Here is a 13,222-nt window from a genome sequence, read left to right as displayed (position 1 = left end):
TGTGATTTTTATGAATTATATTAAAGAACTTGATGGAGGATTTTCTGTAATTGAAAATCTTAAAGTATCAGGGGCTCGTGAAGGTAAATATGGTGTAAGCATTATTGTTTCTCCAAACAGTTCTGCTTCAGCAGTTTTCACTTCAAATAAAGTTGTTGCGGCTCCGGTTAAGTACACTCAAAATGTTTTAAAAAAAGGTATTGTTTCAGCTGTTTTCGTAAACAGTGGAAATGCAAATTGTTTTACAGGAAAACAAGGTTTTAAGGACTGTGAAACATTAGTTGAGTTGTTATCTGTTGATTTAAAAATACCTAAGGATGAAATAGCTATTGCATCTACAGGTGTCATCGGTCGTGAAATGCCGATAGATATCATTTCCAAAGTGGCTTATGAATCCTTATCTAAATTGGGCAGCAATCCAGAAAATTCACTTGCAGCCGCAAAGGCGATTATGACAACCGATACTTTTCCAAAGGAATGTGCTGTTGAAGTAACTTTAACAACTGGTGAAACTGTAAGAATTGCAGGAATCACAAAAGGCAGTGGAATGATTGCTCCAAATATGGGTACCATGTTGTCATTTATTGTAACGGATGCCGTTATTCCAAGTGGGGAGATTAAAAAGGCACTTAAAACTTCAGCCGACATTAGCTTTAACATGATTGTCGTTGACGGCGATGAAAGTACCAATGACACATGTTTGATGATGGCAAATGGACAATCAGGTGTTGAAGTAATAAAGGACGGTAAAATGGATTCCAATTTCCAGGATGCTCTCAACTATCTCTGCATTGATTTGGCTAAAAAAATGGCACGTGATGGCGAAGGAGCAAGCAAATTTATTGAAGCAAATGTCTATAATGCTCGAAATGATGATGATGCGCGTCTTGCAGCAAAATCAATAATTTCATCAAGCCTTTTCAAATCTGCAGTATTTGGTGGAGATCCGAATTGGGGAAGAATCGTATCGGCTATAGGATATTCAGGATGCGATTTAAATCCGGATATAGTTACAATATCAATTGCAGATGATTCTGATGATGTTGATTTGGTCAAAAATGGTGAAATTTTAGCATTTGAGGATACTCCTTATCTTGAAATGGCTGAAAAGATAATGCAGTCAAAAAATATCATCGTCAATATTGACATGGATTTGGGCGACGGTGAGGCAACTGCTTGGGGTTGTGATTTAACTTATGATTATGTTAAAATTAACGCAGAATACACCACTTAAAGAAAAGCTTTAAATATATTGAAAACAAATATTTTTTTGTTATAGATTTAATTCTAATCTTGTAATTATAAATTTTAAGGAGGGTAGAATATGGCAAAAGTTAAAGGAACTAACAGAAGAACCAGACAAAAAAGAAGTTATACTAAACCTGGTAGTAAAAGAGGAAGAGGAGTAAAACAAACTTGGAAAAAATAATCCTCTTATAACTTTTTTTCTTATTTTAAACTATTTTTAACCATTATCGAATCAAATAGGCCGTTTTTTTAAAATCTTTCCTATTGTTATGAAATTATCATCATATTGAAAATAATTAAATAGTATTTCTTAAAGATAGTTATTTAGGTGATAATATGAAAGAACAACCAAATGGTCACAGAGCACATGGATTTTCAAGTGTAAGTTTCCTTGATTCTGATGAGATTATCAAGGAATTGGCTCTAAATGGTGATGAAGTATTCATGGATGCAGGTTGTGGTGACGGTCACAATGCAATCAAGGTCTTGGAAGACTATAATCACAGGGGATGCGTTTATGCTGTTGATATCTATGACGCTTCAATAGAGGACATGGAAACCTATAAAAAAGAAAACAATGTTGAAAACTTAATAAATATCGAAGCTGACATTACTGAAGGAATTCCGGGCGTGGAAGATGATTCAATTGATGTTATTTTAATGGTTAATGTATTCCATGGATTTAAAGCCTCAAGAAAGCTTGATGAAGCTGTTGAGGAACTCAAAAGAATAGTTAAAAGTGATGGTAAGATAGCCATTATGGATTATAAGGCTTGGGATGTTCCAAACGGACCTCCGACTAAAGTGAGATCTTCACCTGCGGATTTGGAAAAACTATTCAATAATCATGGTCTTAAAATGACTTATTTGAATGAGGAAATTGGTGAAGATATTCCTGAAGGCAAATCACATTATTTGATAATGTTTGAAAAGGAATAATCGTTTTTTCATTTTTTAAAACCGGAAGTTTTCAACTTCCAAAACTCTTTTTTTGATTGAAAATATTAAATACTATTTTTTAAAGAATATTATTTAGAAAAAATATAATAGTATTATAAAGGAGTACAGTCACATGATTTTTGCAGCAATATTGGCAGGTGGAATCGGTTCGAGAATGGGCGGAACAGACACTCCCAAACAATTTTTGACCTTGGGAAACAAACCGGTCATAATTCACACAATTGAAAAATTCGTAATCAATCGAAATATTGACAAGACAATCGTGCTGATACCAAAAAATTTTATAAATCATACTGAAAATTTAATTGAGGAATACATTGGAGATAATGAGGATATAATCGTTATTGAAGGTGGGCAAACCCGAAATGACACATTGATGAATAGTATAAGATACATTGAAGATAATTTTGGTATTGATGATGACTCCATTATTCTTACGCATGACTCAGTGCGTCCTTTTGTCACCCATAGGATCATTGAAGACAATATTGAGGCAGCAAAAAGATATGGTGCATGCGATACGGTCATTCCCGCAACAGATACGATTGTTGAAAGTATAAATGGAGAGACCATAGAAAGTATCCCGGTAAGGGATTATTATTATCAGGGCCAGACTCCACAGAGCTTCAATATAAAAAAACTTTTCAGCTTGATTAATAGTTTAACAGAGGCTGAAGCCAATATCCTAACAGATGCATGCAAAATATTCACACTTAAGGATGAGGATGTACATCTGGTTGATGGTGAGGTAACAAATATCAAGATAACATATCCATATGATTTAAAGTTAGCAAACACAATACTTGAGGATAGAAATGATTAACGTTGTTTATAGGCTTAAATCTCCTAAGTTCTTTGAAGAGGCAATTGACGAGATTGAACTTGATGGCGTGGTTGTAAGGCCAACTTATCTGTCAATCTGTCAGGCTGATCAAAGATACTATCAGGGTTCAAGGCCTGCTGAAGTTTTGGAAAAAAAATTGCCGATGGCACTGATTCATGAAGGAATTGGCGAAGTGGTTTTTGACGATTCAGGTAAGTTCAGTTCCGGAGATAATGTTGTAATGATTCCAAACACTCCTCAGGGTGAGGATGTTTGCAGAGCCAACTATTCCTACAAATCCAAATTCAGAGGAAGCGGATTTGACGGTTTTACATCAGACTTGGTTAGGCTTGAATCCGACCGGGTTGTAAAAATACCTGAGGATTTCAACCCTCATGTTGCGGCATTCATTGAACTGATATCTGTGGCCTATCAGGGTATTGTAAAGTTTTCTCAAATCTCCATTACTCCAAAGGATACCTTAGGTGTATGGGGTGATGGAAACCTTGGTTTTATAACTGCACTGCTTCTTAAGGTGAAATTTCCAGATTCCAAGGTCATCGTTTTCGGAAAACACCTGGAAAACTTAAATCTCTTTTCGTTTGCTGATGAAATCTATCAGATACATAACGTTCCTAAAAACTTGGCGATTGATCATGCTTTTGAATGTGTTGGTTCAAGTGCTTCCCAATCGGCCATTGAACAGATAATTGATATAATCAATCCGCAGGGAATCATCAGCCTTTTTGGCGTAAGTGAATATCCGGTACCAATCAATACAAGAATGATTCTGGAGAAAGGATTGACTGTTCAGGGAAACAGCAGGTCCGAAAGGGAAGACTTTGTTGGAGTTGTTGAAACTCTCAAACAAAATCCTCGGATGTTTGAATATCTCGAAAAGCTAGTAACGACCATCTGTGAAATAAATACGCTAAATGACCTGAAGGAAGCATTTGATAAGGATCATATTTCACATTTCGGCAAGACCATTTTGAAATGGAATAAGTAATTAATAGAGTTCTCTATTAATTATCTTAAAGTATTCGAGCCGGTAATAGTTTCTGTCTTTTCTATCGCAGGTTACCGGAAGCATCTCGAGGGCATTCAAATCATCTTCATTGAGAGTTTGGTTGTTTTTAATTTTGTTTTTAATCTTTTCTAGAGTGAATCTGCAGAGGTCTTCTTGTGAACATGCAAGTTTGATTGTAAAATTAGATTCTGAGTAAATTTTACATTCTTTGACGCTAACATTTACATTTTTGGAGCATAACAGGTAAACTGAAACATGTCGGTTGTGCTTTTCGCAGAGATTTTCCGCAAATTCAACATATTTTGTAAGTTCCATTTCGTCAAAATCTTTCAGTTGGACTTCAAAATCAATAAAATCTCCATCTTCGGTTGTGAATATGAATCCTCCAGGGTGAACTTCTTCATCAAGAACGGTTTCATGTTCGGGTGTGAGGCATTTTATTGGCCTTTCGTCCTTAAAAGTTTTTTTAATCGTATTTGTTATGTACTCAAGTATTTCATTATACATTTTTTTCAACCTTCTTAAATTATATTTGTATTAATATTCTCTATTTTGATGATTTATAAGGGTTTACTTGTAAATCAAAGCAATATTAAAGAGTAAAATCAATTTTTAAGAATGAAAACAATATTTTAGAATGTAGTTTTATAACTTTTAATGGCGCGGGCGGGCAAAGTGGGGAGAACCTCTCATTTCCGTATTTATTTTAATGAATAAATCGGTTAAATTTAAAAATATGATTATACTGATGGCATAATGAGGAATAAATCGTTTTTAAGTTATTTCAATTTGAAAAATGAGCTATGTAATGGAATATTGATTTTGATTTGTATTATTTAGTTAATTTAATAATGAGTTGATGCGATAATTAATAATTGGTGATAGTGTGGATTATGAGAGGATAATAAGTGAAAAATTTCCAAACTGCAATGTGGAAGTCATTCAGCCCGACTTTTTAGAACTTGAAAAACTCATAGAGTACATTACCGATGATATTATAATCTATAATCCTCATTCGGTAATGGTATACAGACATATGATGAGATTTTTAATGAATGTGGGCGAACGTGGCAAAATCTATTATCTGGAAGACTTTTCGGATGATGATTTAAAGCTGATTTATGCGGGGCTTTTGAAATTCACCTGGAAAAGAGATACAAAAATCCACTTATTCAAAAATTCAAATCCCGATAAGGAAGTTTTGGGATTATGACTGGAAGAACTCGTCGCAGTACTCACAGTAGTAATAATATCTACTTTCACAGCAGTTTCCAATAATTATCTCTTCATTTAATGATGTGGCGGCCAGTTCATCGTCAGGTTCGCCGTGAAATACTCTTTTTAATTCTCTTTCACATTTGGGACAGGTTTTCATATTATCTAATTTTATTAACTATTAATTTTAAATATTATTGTAGGTGTTAAAATGCTTATTAATGTTGGCGCTGAATTCGGTACACATTTGGAGTCCAGTGAACTTGCTGTAGAATTGATTGACATTCTAAATAAACTCCCTGAAGATAGTTTCATAATTGACTTCAAGGACGTTAATGTAGTTACTATGAATTATGCACAGGCTTACTATACTTCTAAACTGGATTCACCTAAAAACATTTCTGAAATCAATATTTCAGATGAAATTAGTGTTGTTATGGGTGCTGCTGATGAGGCATGCAATCCCTAATTTTTTTTTAATTGTCTGAGTTTGTTATATTGCTTTGAGCTTGTAAAATTGTTCTTATTTAAAACTGCTTATTTTAAATATTTGATTGACAATATTACTTTATTGTTCATTCTACTTTTGACAGTGGTGATTCTATATTCAATTCAGGCAAAAAAGGAAAATTCGATGTCTGGAGCTGCAGGTAATTCCATTTCAATATTGTTGGTGGTCTGCACAATATATTTAATTGCCATTCTCTGCTCGCTGTTCCATTTAACCCAATATGTAATCTGGATTAACGTGGTGGCAGTCCTAACCGGTGCTTTCCTTCCATTTTTCATCAGGGGCAAATTCGACAAAAGCATCATCAGCTTTCCCCATCTTGTTGAAAGATTTGAGCTTTTGACAATCATCACATTTGGTGAGGCGATAGTAGGCCTTACTCATTTCTTTGATACGACAAACTTTAATTTCGTCCCTATTCTTGTGTTTTTCATAGTCCTAACGATGTTCGGATCATATGTTATTCAAATCCACAATCTGATGGAGCATCACAGAGTAGAACGCTCTTTAAGGTTAATGTTCAGCCATTATTTTGTTGTAATCAGTATCAACCTTGTAACGGTGGCATTGGAGCTGATACACTCTGGTGAAGTCAATCACATTTTTGCAAGCGGTTTGATGATAGTATCTCTTGTTATTTTCTACATATCAATAATGGCAAACAAAGAGTATTATAAGCAAAACATTAAATTAACCAAAAGAGATATAATGTTAATGTTAATGGTTACGATAATTGGAATGGCTATAATTTTAATATTCATTTCAAATTTATATGCTTTCCTGATTGGAAGCCTTGTTATAACATTCGGTAACTTTTCTGTATTGTTAAGAAAACAAAAAAGGTGTTTAAGTGAGTGAACAAAAATTAGAAGTATTTAATGTATTGAATTATTTAAAAAACGATAATGATCTTGAATATATTTTAAATAAGGGAGAATTCGGAACTTTCAATTCGGCTGAAGAGTGCATCAGCTATCTGGTTGATGAAGGATATCTTAAGGGGGATGTAGAGGTAACTGCGGATGTTGAAATAACTGCCGAACATATCTCTAAAAAGTATATAGTGTCTGAGCTGAAGGATATTTTAAGGGAAAACGGTCTAAAGGTTTCAGGCAAAAAGCATGAATTGGTGGAAAGAGTTTTACCTTTGCTGAAAGAAGCGAAAGATGCACGTAATTTGGACATATCAACTAACACCAACAAATCATTTGACAATTTGGAGCTGACCGATAAGGCATATGAATTTTTAAAGGAAAACGATTGGATTGACTTGTATATGTTTGCTCTTGTACAATTCAGATTCGATGATTATGAAACCTATGTTGCGGGGTCATCTGCAGATAAAATCCAGACAGGATTGAATTTCTGTGATGAAATCATCTCAAGGTCATTAGTGAATAACCATTTTGAAGTCTTCAGATTGGCGTTATCTGCAAAGGCACACGTTTATGCATATGATGGGGATTATGACTCTTTCATGGACTATGACTTGCAGCATTTCATTTTGGGTTTGAACCCGATTTCTCTTGATGCTCAAAGTTATGCCACATACGAAATCATTGTTGAGGCCAATATTGTCAATTTAAGAAATGTATTGGAAGAGCTGAAAATGGGCAGTCTCAAGAAAAGGTTCGACAGGATATGGAACAAGTCCCATATCAAAAATGTCACCGTCCCTAAAAAGACCACCTATAAAATTTTGCAAAGGGCAATTGATGGTGCCGATATCGAAGAGCTCAACTTTGAGTTAAGGGAGAAGTTCTTCAATAAAAAATTTGGAATTTAAATCATGAAGCGTAAGGTTGCCGGAATAGTCTTTATCATCGGTAGTTTGTACTATATTTTGGCGGAGGCCATTTCTGCAGCTCACTTTAATGCTTCTTTTATTGATACTTATATTTTTCATACCATTTCTGAGCTAGGAATTCCAAATGCAGAATCTCCATTATTCTGGCTGATGAATTCTGCATTTATCTTTATCGGTTTGATATTGATTTTTGGCAATTTTTACAGATTTGGGGATTATATAACAAAAAATAAGGCTGTTTTTTATGCCCTGTCATTAATAACAGGAATAGGCGTCATTATTGTCGGTTTGATTCATGGAGGAAATCCTCTGATGTCAGGCTATCACACCTTAGGTGCAGTCATGGCAATACTTGGAGGAAACGTTCTTCTTGTTTTGATTTCTAGGTCAATGGATGAATTTGAAGTTTTTCAACAAATAACATTGATTCTGGGAGTTTTTGGTTTAATTGTCTTTTGGATAATGTTTTTCAGCATGGAAAACATTTACATGCCGGTTTTGGAACGGCTGTCTGTATACACTCTAATTATCTGGAGTTTTTTAACTGGCGTTTACTTGATTCGTGACTAAATTATTTTGTACTTTACTTGAACAACATTTAATTTAATCGTTGTTACTTTTCAGATAATTGTTGGGACATTGTTGAGTTTACTTTTTTTTCATTATCATACATCCATTCAAGTATAAAACTTTAAATACTTCTTCAGTTAATTATTGTTAAGGGTGATAGAATGACAAACCTTAGTAAAAATACTGAAGAAGAAATCTTAGCAATTGTCGAAAAGTATCAAAAGGAAAATACAAAACTGCTCAACTACCTTATCACAGATGATGAGATTACATTCTTCTCACCTATCGGTAATGGTAGTGAAATAACTGCTGCGGACTTGCAGAAAGTTGCAGACATTTTGAAAGGTTCATTCATTGGAATGGAAATTGTAAACCAGGAATACCGGTTCAAATTCAAAATGGGCATTTAGATGCTCATTTTACTCTTTTTTTTGATGGTTTTTAATTTTCAAGTGAATTGTATATAGTGTAATTATTTTGGGTGATTTGTTTTTGTGAACTTATTCTAACATGTTAATATTGAGAAATGGTTTTTTAGTCTAATTTAAACAGAACTGGTATGGAAAATGCAGAAAAAGAACTAACCATGCGCTTGATACACATACATACAAATACATGAAAAACTAAACGTAACACTCATTTAAACAAAAAACACAAAAAAATAAGCAACGAATTAGCAAGATCGCTTCAAAAATAACCAAATAATTCTAAAAAAAGTAACGTAGTGAAATTTCAATTGTAAAATAACTTCTGAAACTCCACTAATCTCATTCTAAAAGCAAAATCTTTTGATAAAAATTCAATCCAAAAATTGAATTATTGATGGACTTATTGATTTGTATTTTTTTTAATTTATTATTGTTAATATTACTTAAAAAATTATTATAAACTTATTTAAATATTATTTATTAGTATATAGTATTTTGATTTAGATTATAGTAAAATTAAACAATATTATTTTGTTTTATACAATTTTATGTATTAATTATATTAATTGAAATCAATTTCAGATGTTGATTACAATTTTGTCATATTTTTGATAGAAATATTTATATATTTTTTAGTACAATGTAATATTACTTATGGAGATGAAATCATGAATAATACAGTTGGAGAAAATCTATACAAATTAAGGAGGGAAAACGGATATACACAAGAACAAGTTTCTAGCTATTTGGGGATTACTCAAAGCAACCTTTCTAAAATAGAAAATGGTGAGAGAACCTTTAACATGACATTACTTGATAAATTATGTTTATTATACAATTGTTCACCGGAATATTTATTGGGAGAAGAAGATTCACATGAAAAATCAAGTATAGCATTTCGAAGTGACGAAAAGGTGGATCTAAACGTAGTTGCAAAAATGAATGAAATTACAGGATATTTAAAATTACTAAGAAAACTGGATGGTGATGAGTAAACATGAATAGCATTGCATTGGCGGAAATGTTAAGACATGACTGGGGTGTTGAAAGCTTTGCTTCAATAAATATACGCTCTTTAGTCTATAATAACATAAGGAATTTAACAGTACTTTGGTTTCCAATGAAAACCAACATTAGCGGGTGTTGCTCAAAAACAAAAGACGACAATGTGATATTCATCAATACCAATCATACAATTGGAAGGCAAAACTTCACACTTGCCCATGAATTATACCACTTGATTTATGAGGATATTGAAGACTTTATCGTTTGTGGAATCAACAATAATAACCAAAGCGAAATAAATGCAGATAACTTTGCATCAACCTTTTTGATGCCTGATAGTGCCCTGTACTGGTTTAAAAATAAAAACCAAATTGAAGACTGGACACTTGAAGACATAATAAAATGCGAACAGCATTATCAGGTCAGCCGTTCTACCATGCTTTTACGCCTTAAAAAAATGAATTGGATTAATCAAAACCAATTTGATGAATATGGTGTTGATATAATACGTGAAGCTGACAGATTAGGTTACGACACTAGTCTTTACAAACCATCTCCAGAAAATCAGAAATATTCCTCAATAGGTGAGCTAATACGCCTAACCGAAAAGGCATATGAGGATGAAAAGATAACCGGTGGAAAAAGAAGGGAAATACTATTAAGGAGTTTTAGAAATGACATCATTCATAACTCAAATGAGGTGAATGACCTTGGATAAACCGGTTTTTTATGATACTGACTGTTTAGAATGTTTTTTGTTTGTAGATGCAGGCCATATTTTAGAAAAATTATTCACTAAAATTGTCATTCCCGAACAAGTTTATAATGAACTAATGGATGATAACACGCCGCCAATCGTAAAAACAAATTTTAAAAAATTAAAAGATGGATTTGTAGAAACAAGAGAAATACCTTTCATGTCTCAGGAATACACTACTTTTAACTTAATTAAAAAAGGATTTTGGAGTCAAACAGGTAAATGTTGTGGTGATGGGGAATCAGCAGCAATGGCATTGGCTCATCTGAATAATGGAATAGTGGCAAGCAACAATCTAAGTGATGTGGAAGAATATATTGATAGTTTGGATATTGAACTCATTACTAGTTCTATGATTTTATCCAAAGCGGTTGAAAATGACATTGTCAGTGAAAATACTGCAAATGGATTATGGAAAGGAATGATTAAAGAAGGTATTGATTTACCTAAAAATTCATTCACAAAATATTATGATGAACTTTACAAAAGTGATTGTAAAAGATTTTTGAAGTGATAGATATAGTATAGGTTTTTTATTTTGCTTAAAAGTATGTTGTTTTCATTGTTTTTAGATTTTATAATACAATTTTGACTGAAAAGTATTACAAATCAGACATTTTCGACGTGTCTCAAGGACGAGAATACATTCTTCTCACCTATCGGTAATGGTAGTGAAATAACTGCTGCGGACTTGCAGAAAGTTGCAGACATTTTGAAAGGTTCATTCATTGGAATGGAAATTGTAAACCAGGAATACCGGTTCAAATTCAAAATGCGATTATAGGAGTTTTTTAACTCCTACTTTTTTTATATCTCTCTTAGATATTCCTGAGTGAGTCTACATTCGCTCATGCATTTTGTACAGCCCAATCCGGCTTTGTATTGGTCAATAATATATTCGCTGCATGCTTCAATATCTATTATGTCCTCTCTTTTAAGCCGGTCATTCCATTTTTGAGGATTTATTGCATTGACCGGACATGCATCCTGACAGTTTGTGCAGTCTTCACATTCGGAATCAGTAATTGGGGTTCCAAATTCAAGTGGCATATCAGTCAATATTGCTCCAAGTGCAACTGCTGAACCGTATTCGGGGGTTATGAATAATGCAGAGCGTCCAATCCATCCAAGCCCTGATTTGGTAGCTATTGTTTTATAGGGAAGAATGCTTAGCAATTTTTTCATGTCACATTCATTGCGGGTCATTGTCAGTGCAAATGCATCATATCCTTCATTTTTGATGTACTCTTCCCCTTTAAGTGCAATTTCAGTCAGTTTGTCAATTTGTGCGTGAAAACACTTCCAGTATGCTTCATATTCCTCATCATCAACAAATTGCATGGCTTTTTTAGGTAATTTTAAAACAATGCTGATTCCATTCGGCAAATCAACAAATTCACTGGCCAGCCCTTCAACGTCAGCATACCCGACTTTGCTTGCTCCAAGTTCGAGAAGATATTTTTTAACTTCATCCATATAATTAGTTTTATAAATCATTAAATTAAATATTTAGTGTAGTGATTAGATGAAAGATATAGATGTTTTAATTGAAGCTTTACCTTACATCAAAAAGTTTCATGATAAAAAGATTTTAATTAAATATGGCGGACATGCGATGGTTGACGAAAAGGCGAAATCATACACTGCCCGTGATACAGTATTGCTTAAATATGTTGGAATGAAACCGCTAATCGTACATGGCGGAGGTCCTGAAATCTCAAGATCAATGGATAAACTCGGTAAACAGTCTGAATTCATCAAAGGTTTAAGGGTAACCGATGAGGAAACCATGGAAATTATCGAAATGGTTTTGGTGGGTAAAATATCAACTGAAATAGTTTCCGAACTCATAAAACATGATGGTGATGCAATTAGCTTATCAGGAAAGGATTCAAGTTTAATATATGCTCATAAAAAAGAAGCAAGCAAGATTGATGGGGAACTCGTTGATTTAGGTCTTGTCGGCGAAGTTGACTGTATAAACACCAGTTTGCTTGACATGTTTTTAGACAATGATTATATTCCTGTAATATCTCCTGTAGGCATTGCAAAGGATGGAACAAGCCTAAATTTAAATGCTGACACTGCAGCTGGTGAAGTTGCAAGTGCAGTAGGTGCTGAGAAATTAATCATTTTGACTGATGTTCCAGGCGTTTTAAGAGACCCTTCAGATGCTGATTCATTGATTCAAAAGATCAAAATTGATGAAGTTCCGGGTTTAATTGAAGAGGGCATCATTTCAGGAGGAATGATTCCTAAAATTGAAACCTGCGTTAAGGCTATTGAAAATGGCGTCGAATCATGTCACATTATTGATGGGCGCAAAAAACACTCTTTGCTTTTAGAGGTTTTCACAACTGACGGCATTGGAACCATGATTTATAAATAACCAGTTTAATGAAGGAGATGTTGATATGGCAGATGAAAATAATGCAAACCGTATGAGTAAAAACGAATATTATCTTGCAATTGCTCTTGCGGTATCAAAAAGAAGCACCTGTTTGAAAAGACGCTATGGAGCGGTAATCGTCAACAACGATGAAATAGTCAGCACAGGTTATAATGGAAATCCGAGAGGCGATCAAAACTGTTGTGATAGGGGAAACTGTCAAAGAATGGATCTTCCGTCCAATTCAGGTAACTATAATGATTGCTTTTCAGTCCATGCAGAACAAAATGCCATGATCAGTGCAAGCAGAAATGAAATGCTGGGTTCAACCATCTATCTGGCCGGAGAAAAGTATGATGAAGGTGATTGGGTAGATATAGATGATGCGGAACCTTGTCCCATATGCTTTAGGATGATAAAGAACTCAGGCATTGATAAAATAGTCAGCAGGAAAGGAATTTTAAAACTGCGTGAATAAC

At 33.8% G+C, this 13,222-nt stretch carries 19 protein-coding genes; 15 read left to right on the top strand and 4 right to left on the bottom strand.

Annotation, left to right across the window (positions count from 1 at the left end):
* Positions 1 to 10: 10 nt before the first annotated feature.
* The 4 genes from argJ (at position 11) to ACJMLO_RS02585 (ending at position 4,040) form a co-directional block, all read left to right on the top strand.
* Positions 11 to 1,234 (top strand): bifunctional ornithine acetyltransferase/N-acetylglutamate synthase, encoded by a 1,224-nt coding sequence (gene argJ / locus ACJMLO_RS02600; RefSeq protein ID WP_405293640.1) that lies wholly within the window; start codon positions 11 to 13, stop codon positions 1,232 to 1,234.
* A gap of 350 nt (positions 1,235 to 1,584) precedes the next feature.
* The gene (locus tag ACJMLO_RS02595) at positions 1,585 to 2,187 is read left to right on the top strand and encodes a class I SAM-dependent methyltransferase (protein ID WP_405293638.1); all 603 of its coding nucleotides are present in this window, start codon (positions 1,585 to 1,587) and stop codon (positions 2,185 to 2,187) included.
* 133 nt (positions 2,188 to 2,320) lie between these two features.
* Complete coding sequence (locus ACJMLO_RS02590) at positions 2,321 to 3,031, top strand: 2-C-methyl-D-erythritol 4-phosphate cytidylyltransferase (protein ID WP_405293636.1); 711 nt, start codon at positions 2,321 to 2,323, stop codon at positions 3,029 to 3,031.
* Positions 3,024 to 4,040, top strand: a complete 1,017-nt coding sequence (locus tag ACJMLO_RS02585) for an alcohol dehydrogenase catalytic domain-containing protein (protein WP_405293634.1) — start codon at positions 3,024 to 3,026, stop codon at positions 4,038 to 4,040. Before ACJMLO_RS02590 ends, ACJMLO_RS02585 begins: the two co-directional genes overlap by 8 nt.
* Here the strand turns inward: ACJMLO_RS02585 and ACJMLO_RS02580 are convergent, their stop codons facing one another.
* Positions 4,041 to 4,568 (bottom strand): hypothetical protein, encoded by a 528-nt coding sequence (locus tag ACJMLO_RS02580; RefSeq protein WP_405293632.1) that lies wholly within the window; start codon positions 4,566 to 4,568, stop codon positions 4,041 to 4,043.
* 379 nt (positions 4,569 to 4,947) lie between these two features.
* Between ACJMLO_RS02580 and ACJMLO_RS02575 the strand changes: the two genes are divergently transcribed.
* A complete protein-coding gene (locus ACJMLO_RS02575; protein ID WP_405293630.1) occupies positions 4,948 to 5,274 on the top strand; it encodes a hypothetical protein in 327 nt (108 codons plus the stop codon).
* Here the strand turns inward: ACJMLO_RS02575 and ACJMLO_RS02570 are convergent.
* The gene (locus ACJMLO_RS02570) at positions 5,269 to 5,436 is read right to left on the bottom strand and encodes a hypothetical protein (RefSeq protein WP_405293628.1); all 168 of its coding nucleotides are present in this window, start codon (positions 5,434 to 5,436) and stop codon (positions 5,269 to 5,271) included. The genes ACJMLO_RS02575 and ACJMLO_RS02570 overlap by 6 nt on opposite strands.
* A gap of 51 nt (positions 5,437 to 5,487) precedes the next feature.
* Between ACJMLO_RS02570 and ACJMLO_RS02565 the strand changes: the two genes are divergently transcribed.
* The 8 genes from ACJMLO_RS02565 to ACJMLO_RS02530 all read left to right on the top strand — a co-directional run bounded on the left by ACJMLO_RS02565 (position 5,488) and on the right by ACJMLO_RS02530 (position 10,868).
* On the top strand, positions 5,488 to 5,745 hold the full coding sequence (locus ACJMLO_RS02565; RefSeq protein ID WP_405293626.1) for a hypothetical protein: 258 nt from the start codon (positions 5,488 to 5,490) through the stop codon (positions 5,743 to 5,745).
* Between the two features lie 81 nt (positions 5,746 to 5,826).
* Positions 5,827 to 6,645, top strand: a complete 819-nt coding sequence (locus tag ACJMLO_RS02560) for a low temperature requirement protein A (RefSeq protein WP_405293624.1) — start codon at positions 5,827 to 5,829, stop codon at positions 6,643 to 6,645.
* Positions 6,638 to 7,573, top strand: coding sequence for an SAP domain-containing protein (locus ACJMLO_RS02555; protein WP_405293622.1), 936 nt, complete (start codon positions 6,638 to 6,640; stop codon positions 7,571 to 7,573). The genes ACJMLO_RS02560 and ACJMLO_RS02555 overlap by 8 nt, the downstream gene beginning before the upstream one ends.
* 3 nt (positions 7,574 to 7,576) lie before the next feature.
* Positions 7,577 to 8,164, top strand: coding sequence for a DUF998 domain-containing protein (locus tag ACJMLO_RS02550; protein WP_405293620.1), 588 nt, complete (start codon positions 7,577 to 7,579; stop codon positions 8,162 to 8,164).
* Between the two features lie 161 nt (positions 8,165 to 8,325).
* Entirely contained in the window at positions 8,326 to 8,574 is a 249-nt protein-coding gene (locus tag ACJMLO_RS02545) for a hypothetical protein (protein ID WP_405293618.1), read from the top strand.
* 686 nt (positions 8,575 to 9,260) lie between these two features.
* Positions 9,261 to 9,587 (top strand): helix-turn-helix domain-containing protein, encoded by a 327-nt coding sequence (locus ACJMLO_RS02540; protein ID WP_405293616.1) that lies wholly within the window; start codon positions 9,261 to 9,263, stop codon positions 9,585 to 9,587.
* Positions 9,588 to 9,589: 2 nt separating this feature from the next.
* Entirely contained in the window at positions 9,590 to 10,315 is a 726-nt protein-coding gene (locus tag ACJMLO_RS02535) for an ImmA/IrrE family metallo-endopeptidase (RefSeq protein ID WP_405293614.1), read from the top strand.
* A complete protein-coding gene (locus ACJMLO_RS02530; RefSeq protein WP_405293612.1) occupies positions 10,308 to 10,868 on the top strand; it encodes a hypothetical protein in 561 nt (186 codons plus the stop codon). Before ACJMLO_RS02535 ends, ACJMLO_RS02530 begins: the two co-directional genes overlap by 8 nt.
* A gap of 95 nt (positions 10,869 to 10,963) precedes the next feature.
* Here the strand turns inward: ACJMLO_RS02530 and ACJMLO_RS02525 are convergent, their stop codons facing one another.
* Positions 10,964 to 11,119, bottom strand: a complete 156-nt coding sequence (locus tag ACJMLO_RS02525; protein ID WP_405293610.1) for a hypothetical protein — start codon at positions 11,117 to 11,119, stop codon at positions 10,964 to 10,966.
* 42 nt (positions 11,120 to 11,161) lie between these two features.
* Positions 11,162 to 11,830, bottom strand: a complete 669-nt coding sequence (locus ACJMLO_RS02520; protein ID WP_405293608.1) for a hypothetical protein — start codon at positions 11,828 to 11,830, stop codon at positions 11,162 to 11,164.
* Between the two features lie 49 nt (positions 11,831 to 11,879).
* Here ACJMLO_RS02520 and argB point away from each other — a divergent pair, with 49 nt between their 5' ends.
* On the top strand, positions 11,880 to 12,743 hold the full coding sequence (gene argB / locus ACJMLO_RS02515) for an acetylglutamate kinase (RefSeq protein WP_405293606.1): 864 nt from the start codon (positions 11,880 to 11,882) through the stop codon (positions 12,741 to 12,743).
* A gap of 25 nt (positions 12,744 to 12,768) precedes the next feature.
* The gene (locus tag ACJMLO_RS02510) at positions 12,769 to 13,221 is read left to right on the top strand and encodes a deoxycytidylate deaminase (RefSeq protein ID WP_405293604.1); all 453 of its coding nucleotides are present in this window, start codon (positions 12,769 to 12,771) and stop codon (positions 13,219 to 13,221) included.
* Position 13,222: the final 1 nt, after the last annotated feature.

This window comes from Methanobrevibacter sp. (assembly GCF_045120835.1).
Lineage (GTDB): Archaea > Methanobacteriota > Methanobacteria > Methanobacteriales > Methanobacteriaceae > Methanocatella.
The sequence above is the reverse complement of the archived record's forward strand: the minus strand, read 5'-3'. Positions and strand labels throughout refer to the sequence as shown.

Excerpts from the sequence above, each read along its gene's own strand:
- argJ (WP_405293640.1), top strand. The coding sequence starts at position 11 with ATGAATTATATTAAAGAACTTGATGGAGGATTTTCTGTAATTGAAAAT.
- ACJMLO_RS02595 (WP_405293638.1), top strand. The coding sequence starts at position 1,585 with ATGAAAGAACAACCAAATGGTCACAGAGCACATGGATTTTCAAGTGTA.
- ACJMLO_RS02590 (WP_405293636.1), top strand. The coding sequence starts at position 2,321 with ATGATTTTTGCAGCAATATTGGCAGGTGGAATCGGTTCGAGAATGGGC.
- ACJMLO_RS02585 (WP_405293634.1), top strand. The coding sequence starts at position 3,024 with ATGATTAACGTTGTTTATAGGCTTAAATCTCCTAAGTTCTTTGAAGAG.
- ACJMLO_RS02580 (WP_405293632.1), bottom strand. The coding sequence starts at position 4,568 with ATGTATAATGAAATACTTGAGTACATAACAAATACGATTAAAAAAACT.
- ACJMLO_RS02570 (WP_405293628.1), bottom strand. The coding sequence starts at position 5,436 with ATGAAAACCTGTCCCAAATGTGAAAGAGAATTAAAAAGAGTATTTCAC.
- ACJMLO_RS02565 (WP_405293626.1), top strand. The coding sequence starts at position 5,488 with ATGCTTATTAATGTTGGCGCTGAATTCGGTACACATTTGGAGTCCAGT.
- ACJMLO_RS02550 (WP_405293620.1), top strand. The coding sequence starts at position 7,577 with ATGAAGCGTAAGGTTGCCGGAATAGTCTTTATCATCGGTAGTTTGTAC.
- ACJMLO_RS02545 (WP_405293618.1), top strand. The coding sequence starts at position 8,326 with ATGACAAACCTTAGTAAAAATACTGAAGAAGAAATCTTAGCAATTGTC.
- ACJMLO_RS02540 (WP_405293616.1), top strand. The coding sequence starts at position 9,261 with ATGAATAATACAGTTGGAGAAAATCTATACAAATTAAGGAGGGAAAAC.
- ACJMLO_RS02535 (WP_405293614.1), top strand. The coding sequence starts at position 9,590 with ATGAATAGCATTGCATTGGCGGAAATGTTAAGACATGACTGGGGTGTT.
- ACJMLO_RS02520 (WP_405293608.1), bottom strand. The coding sequence starts at position 11,830 with ATGGATGAAGTTAAAAAATATCTTCTCGAACTTGGAGCAAGCAAAGTC.
- argB (WP_405293606.1), top strand. The coding sequence starts at position 11,880 with ATGAAAGATATAGATGTTTTAATTGAAGCTTTACCTTACATCAAAAAG.
- ACJMLO_RS02510 (WP_405293604.1), top strand. The coding sequence starts at position 12,769 with ATGGCAGATGAAAATAATGCAAACCGTATGAGTAAAAACGAATATTAT.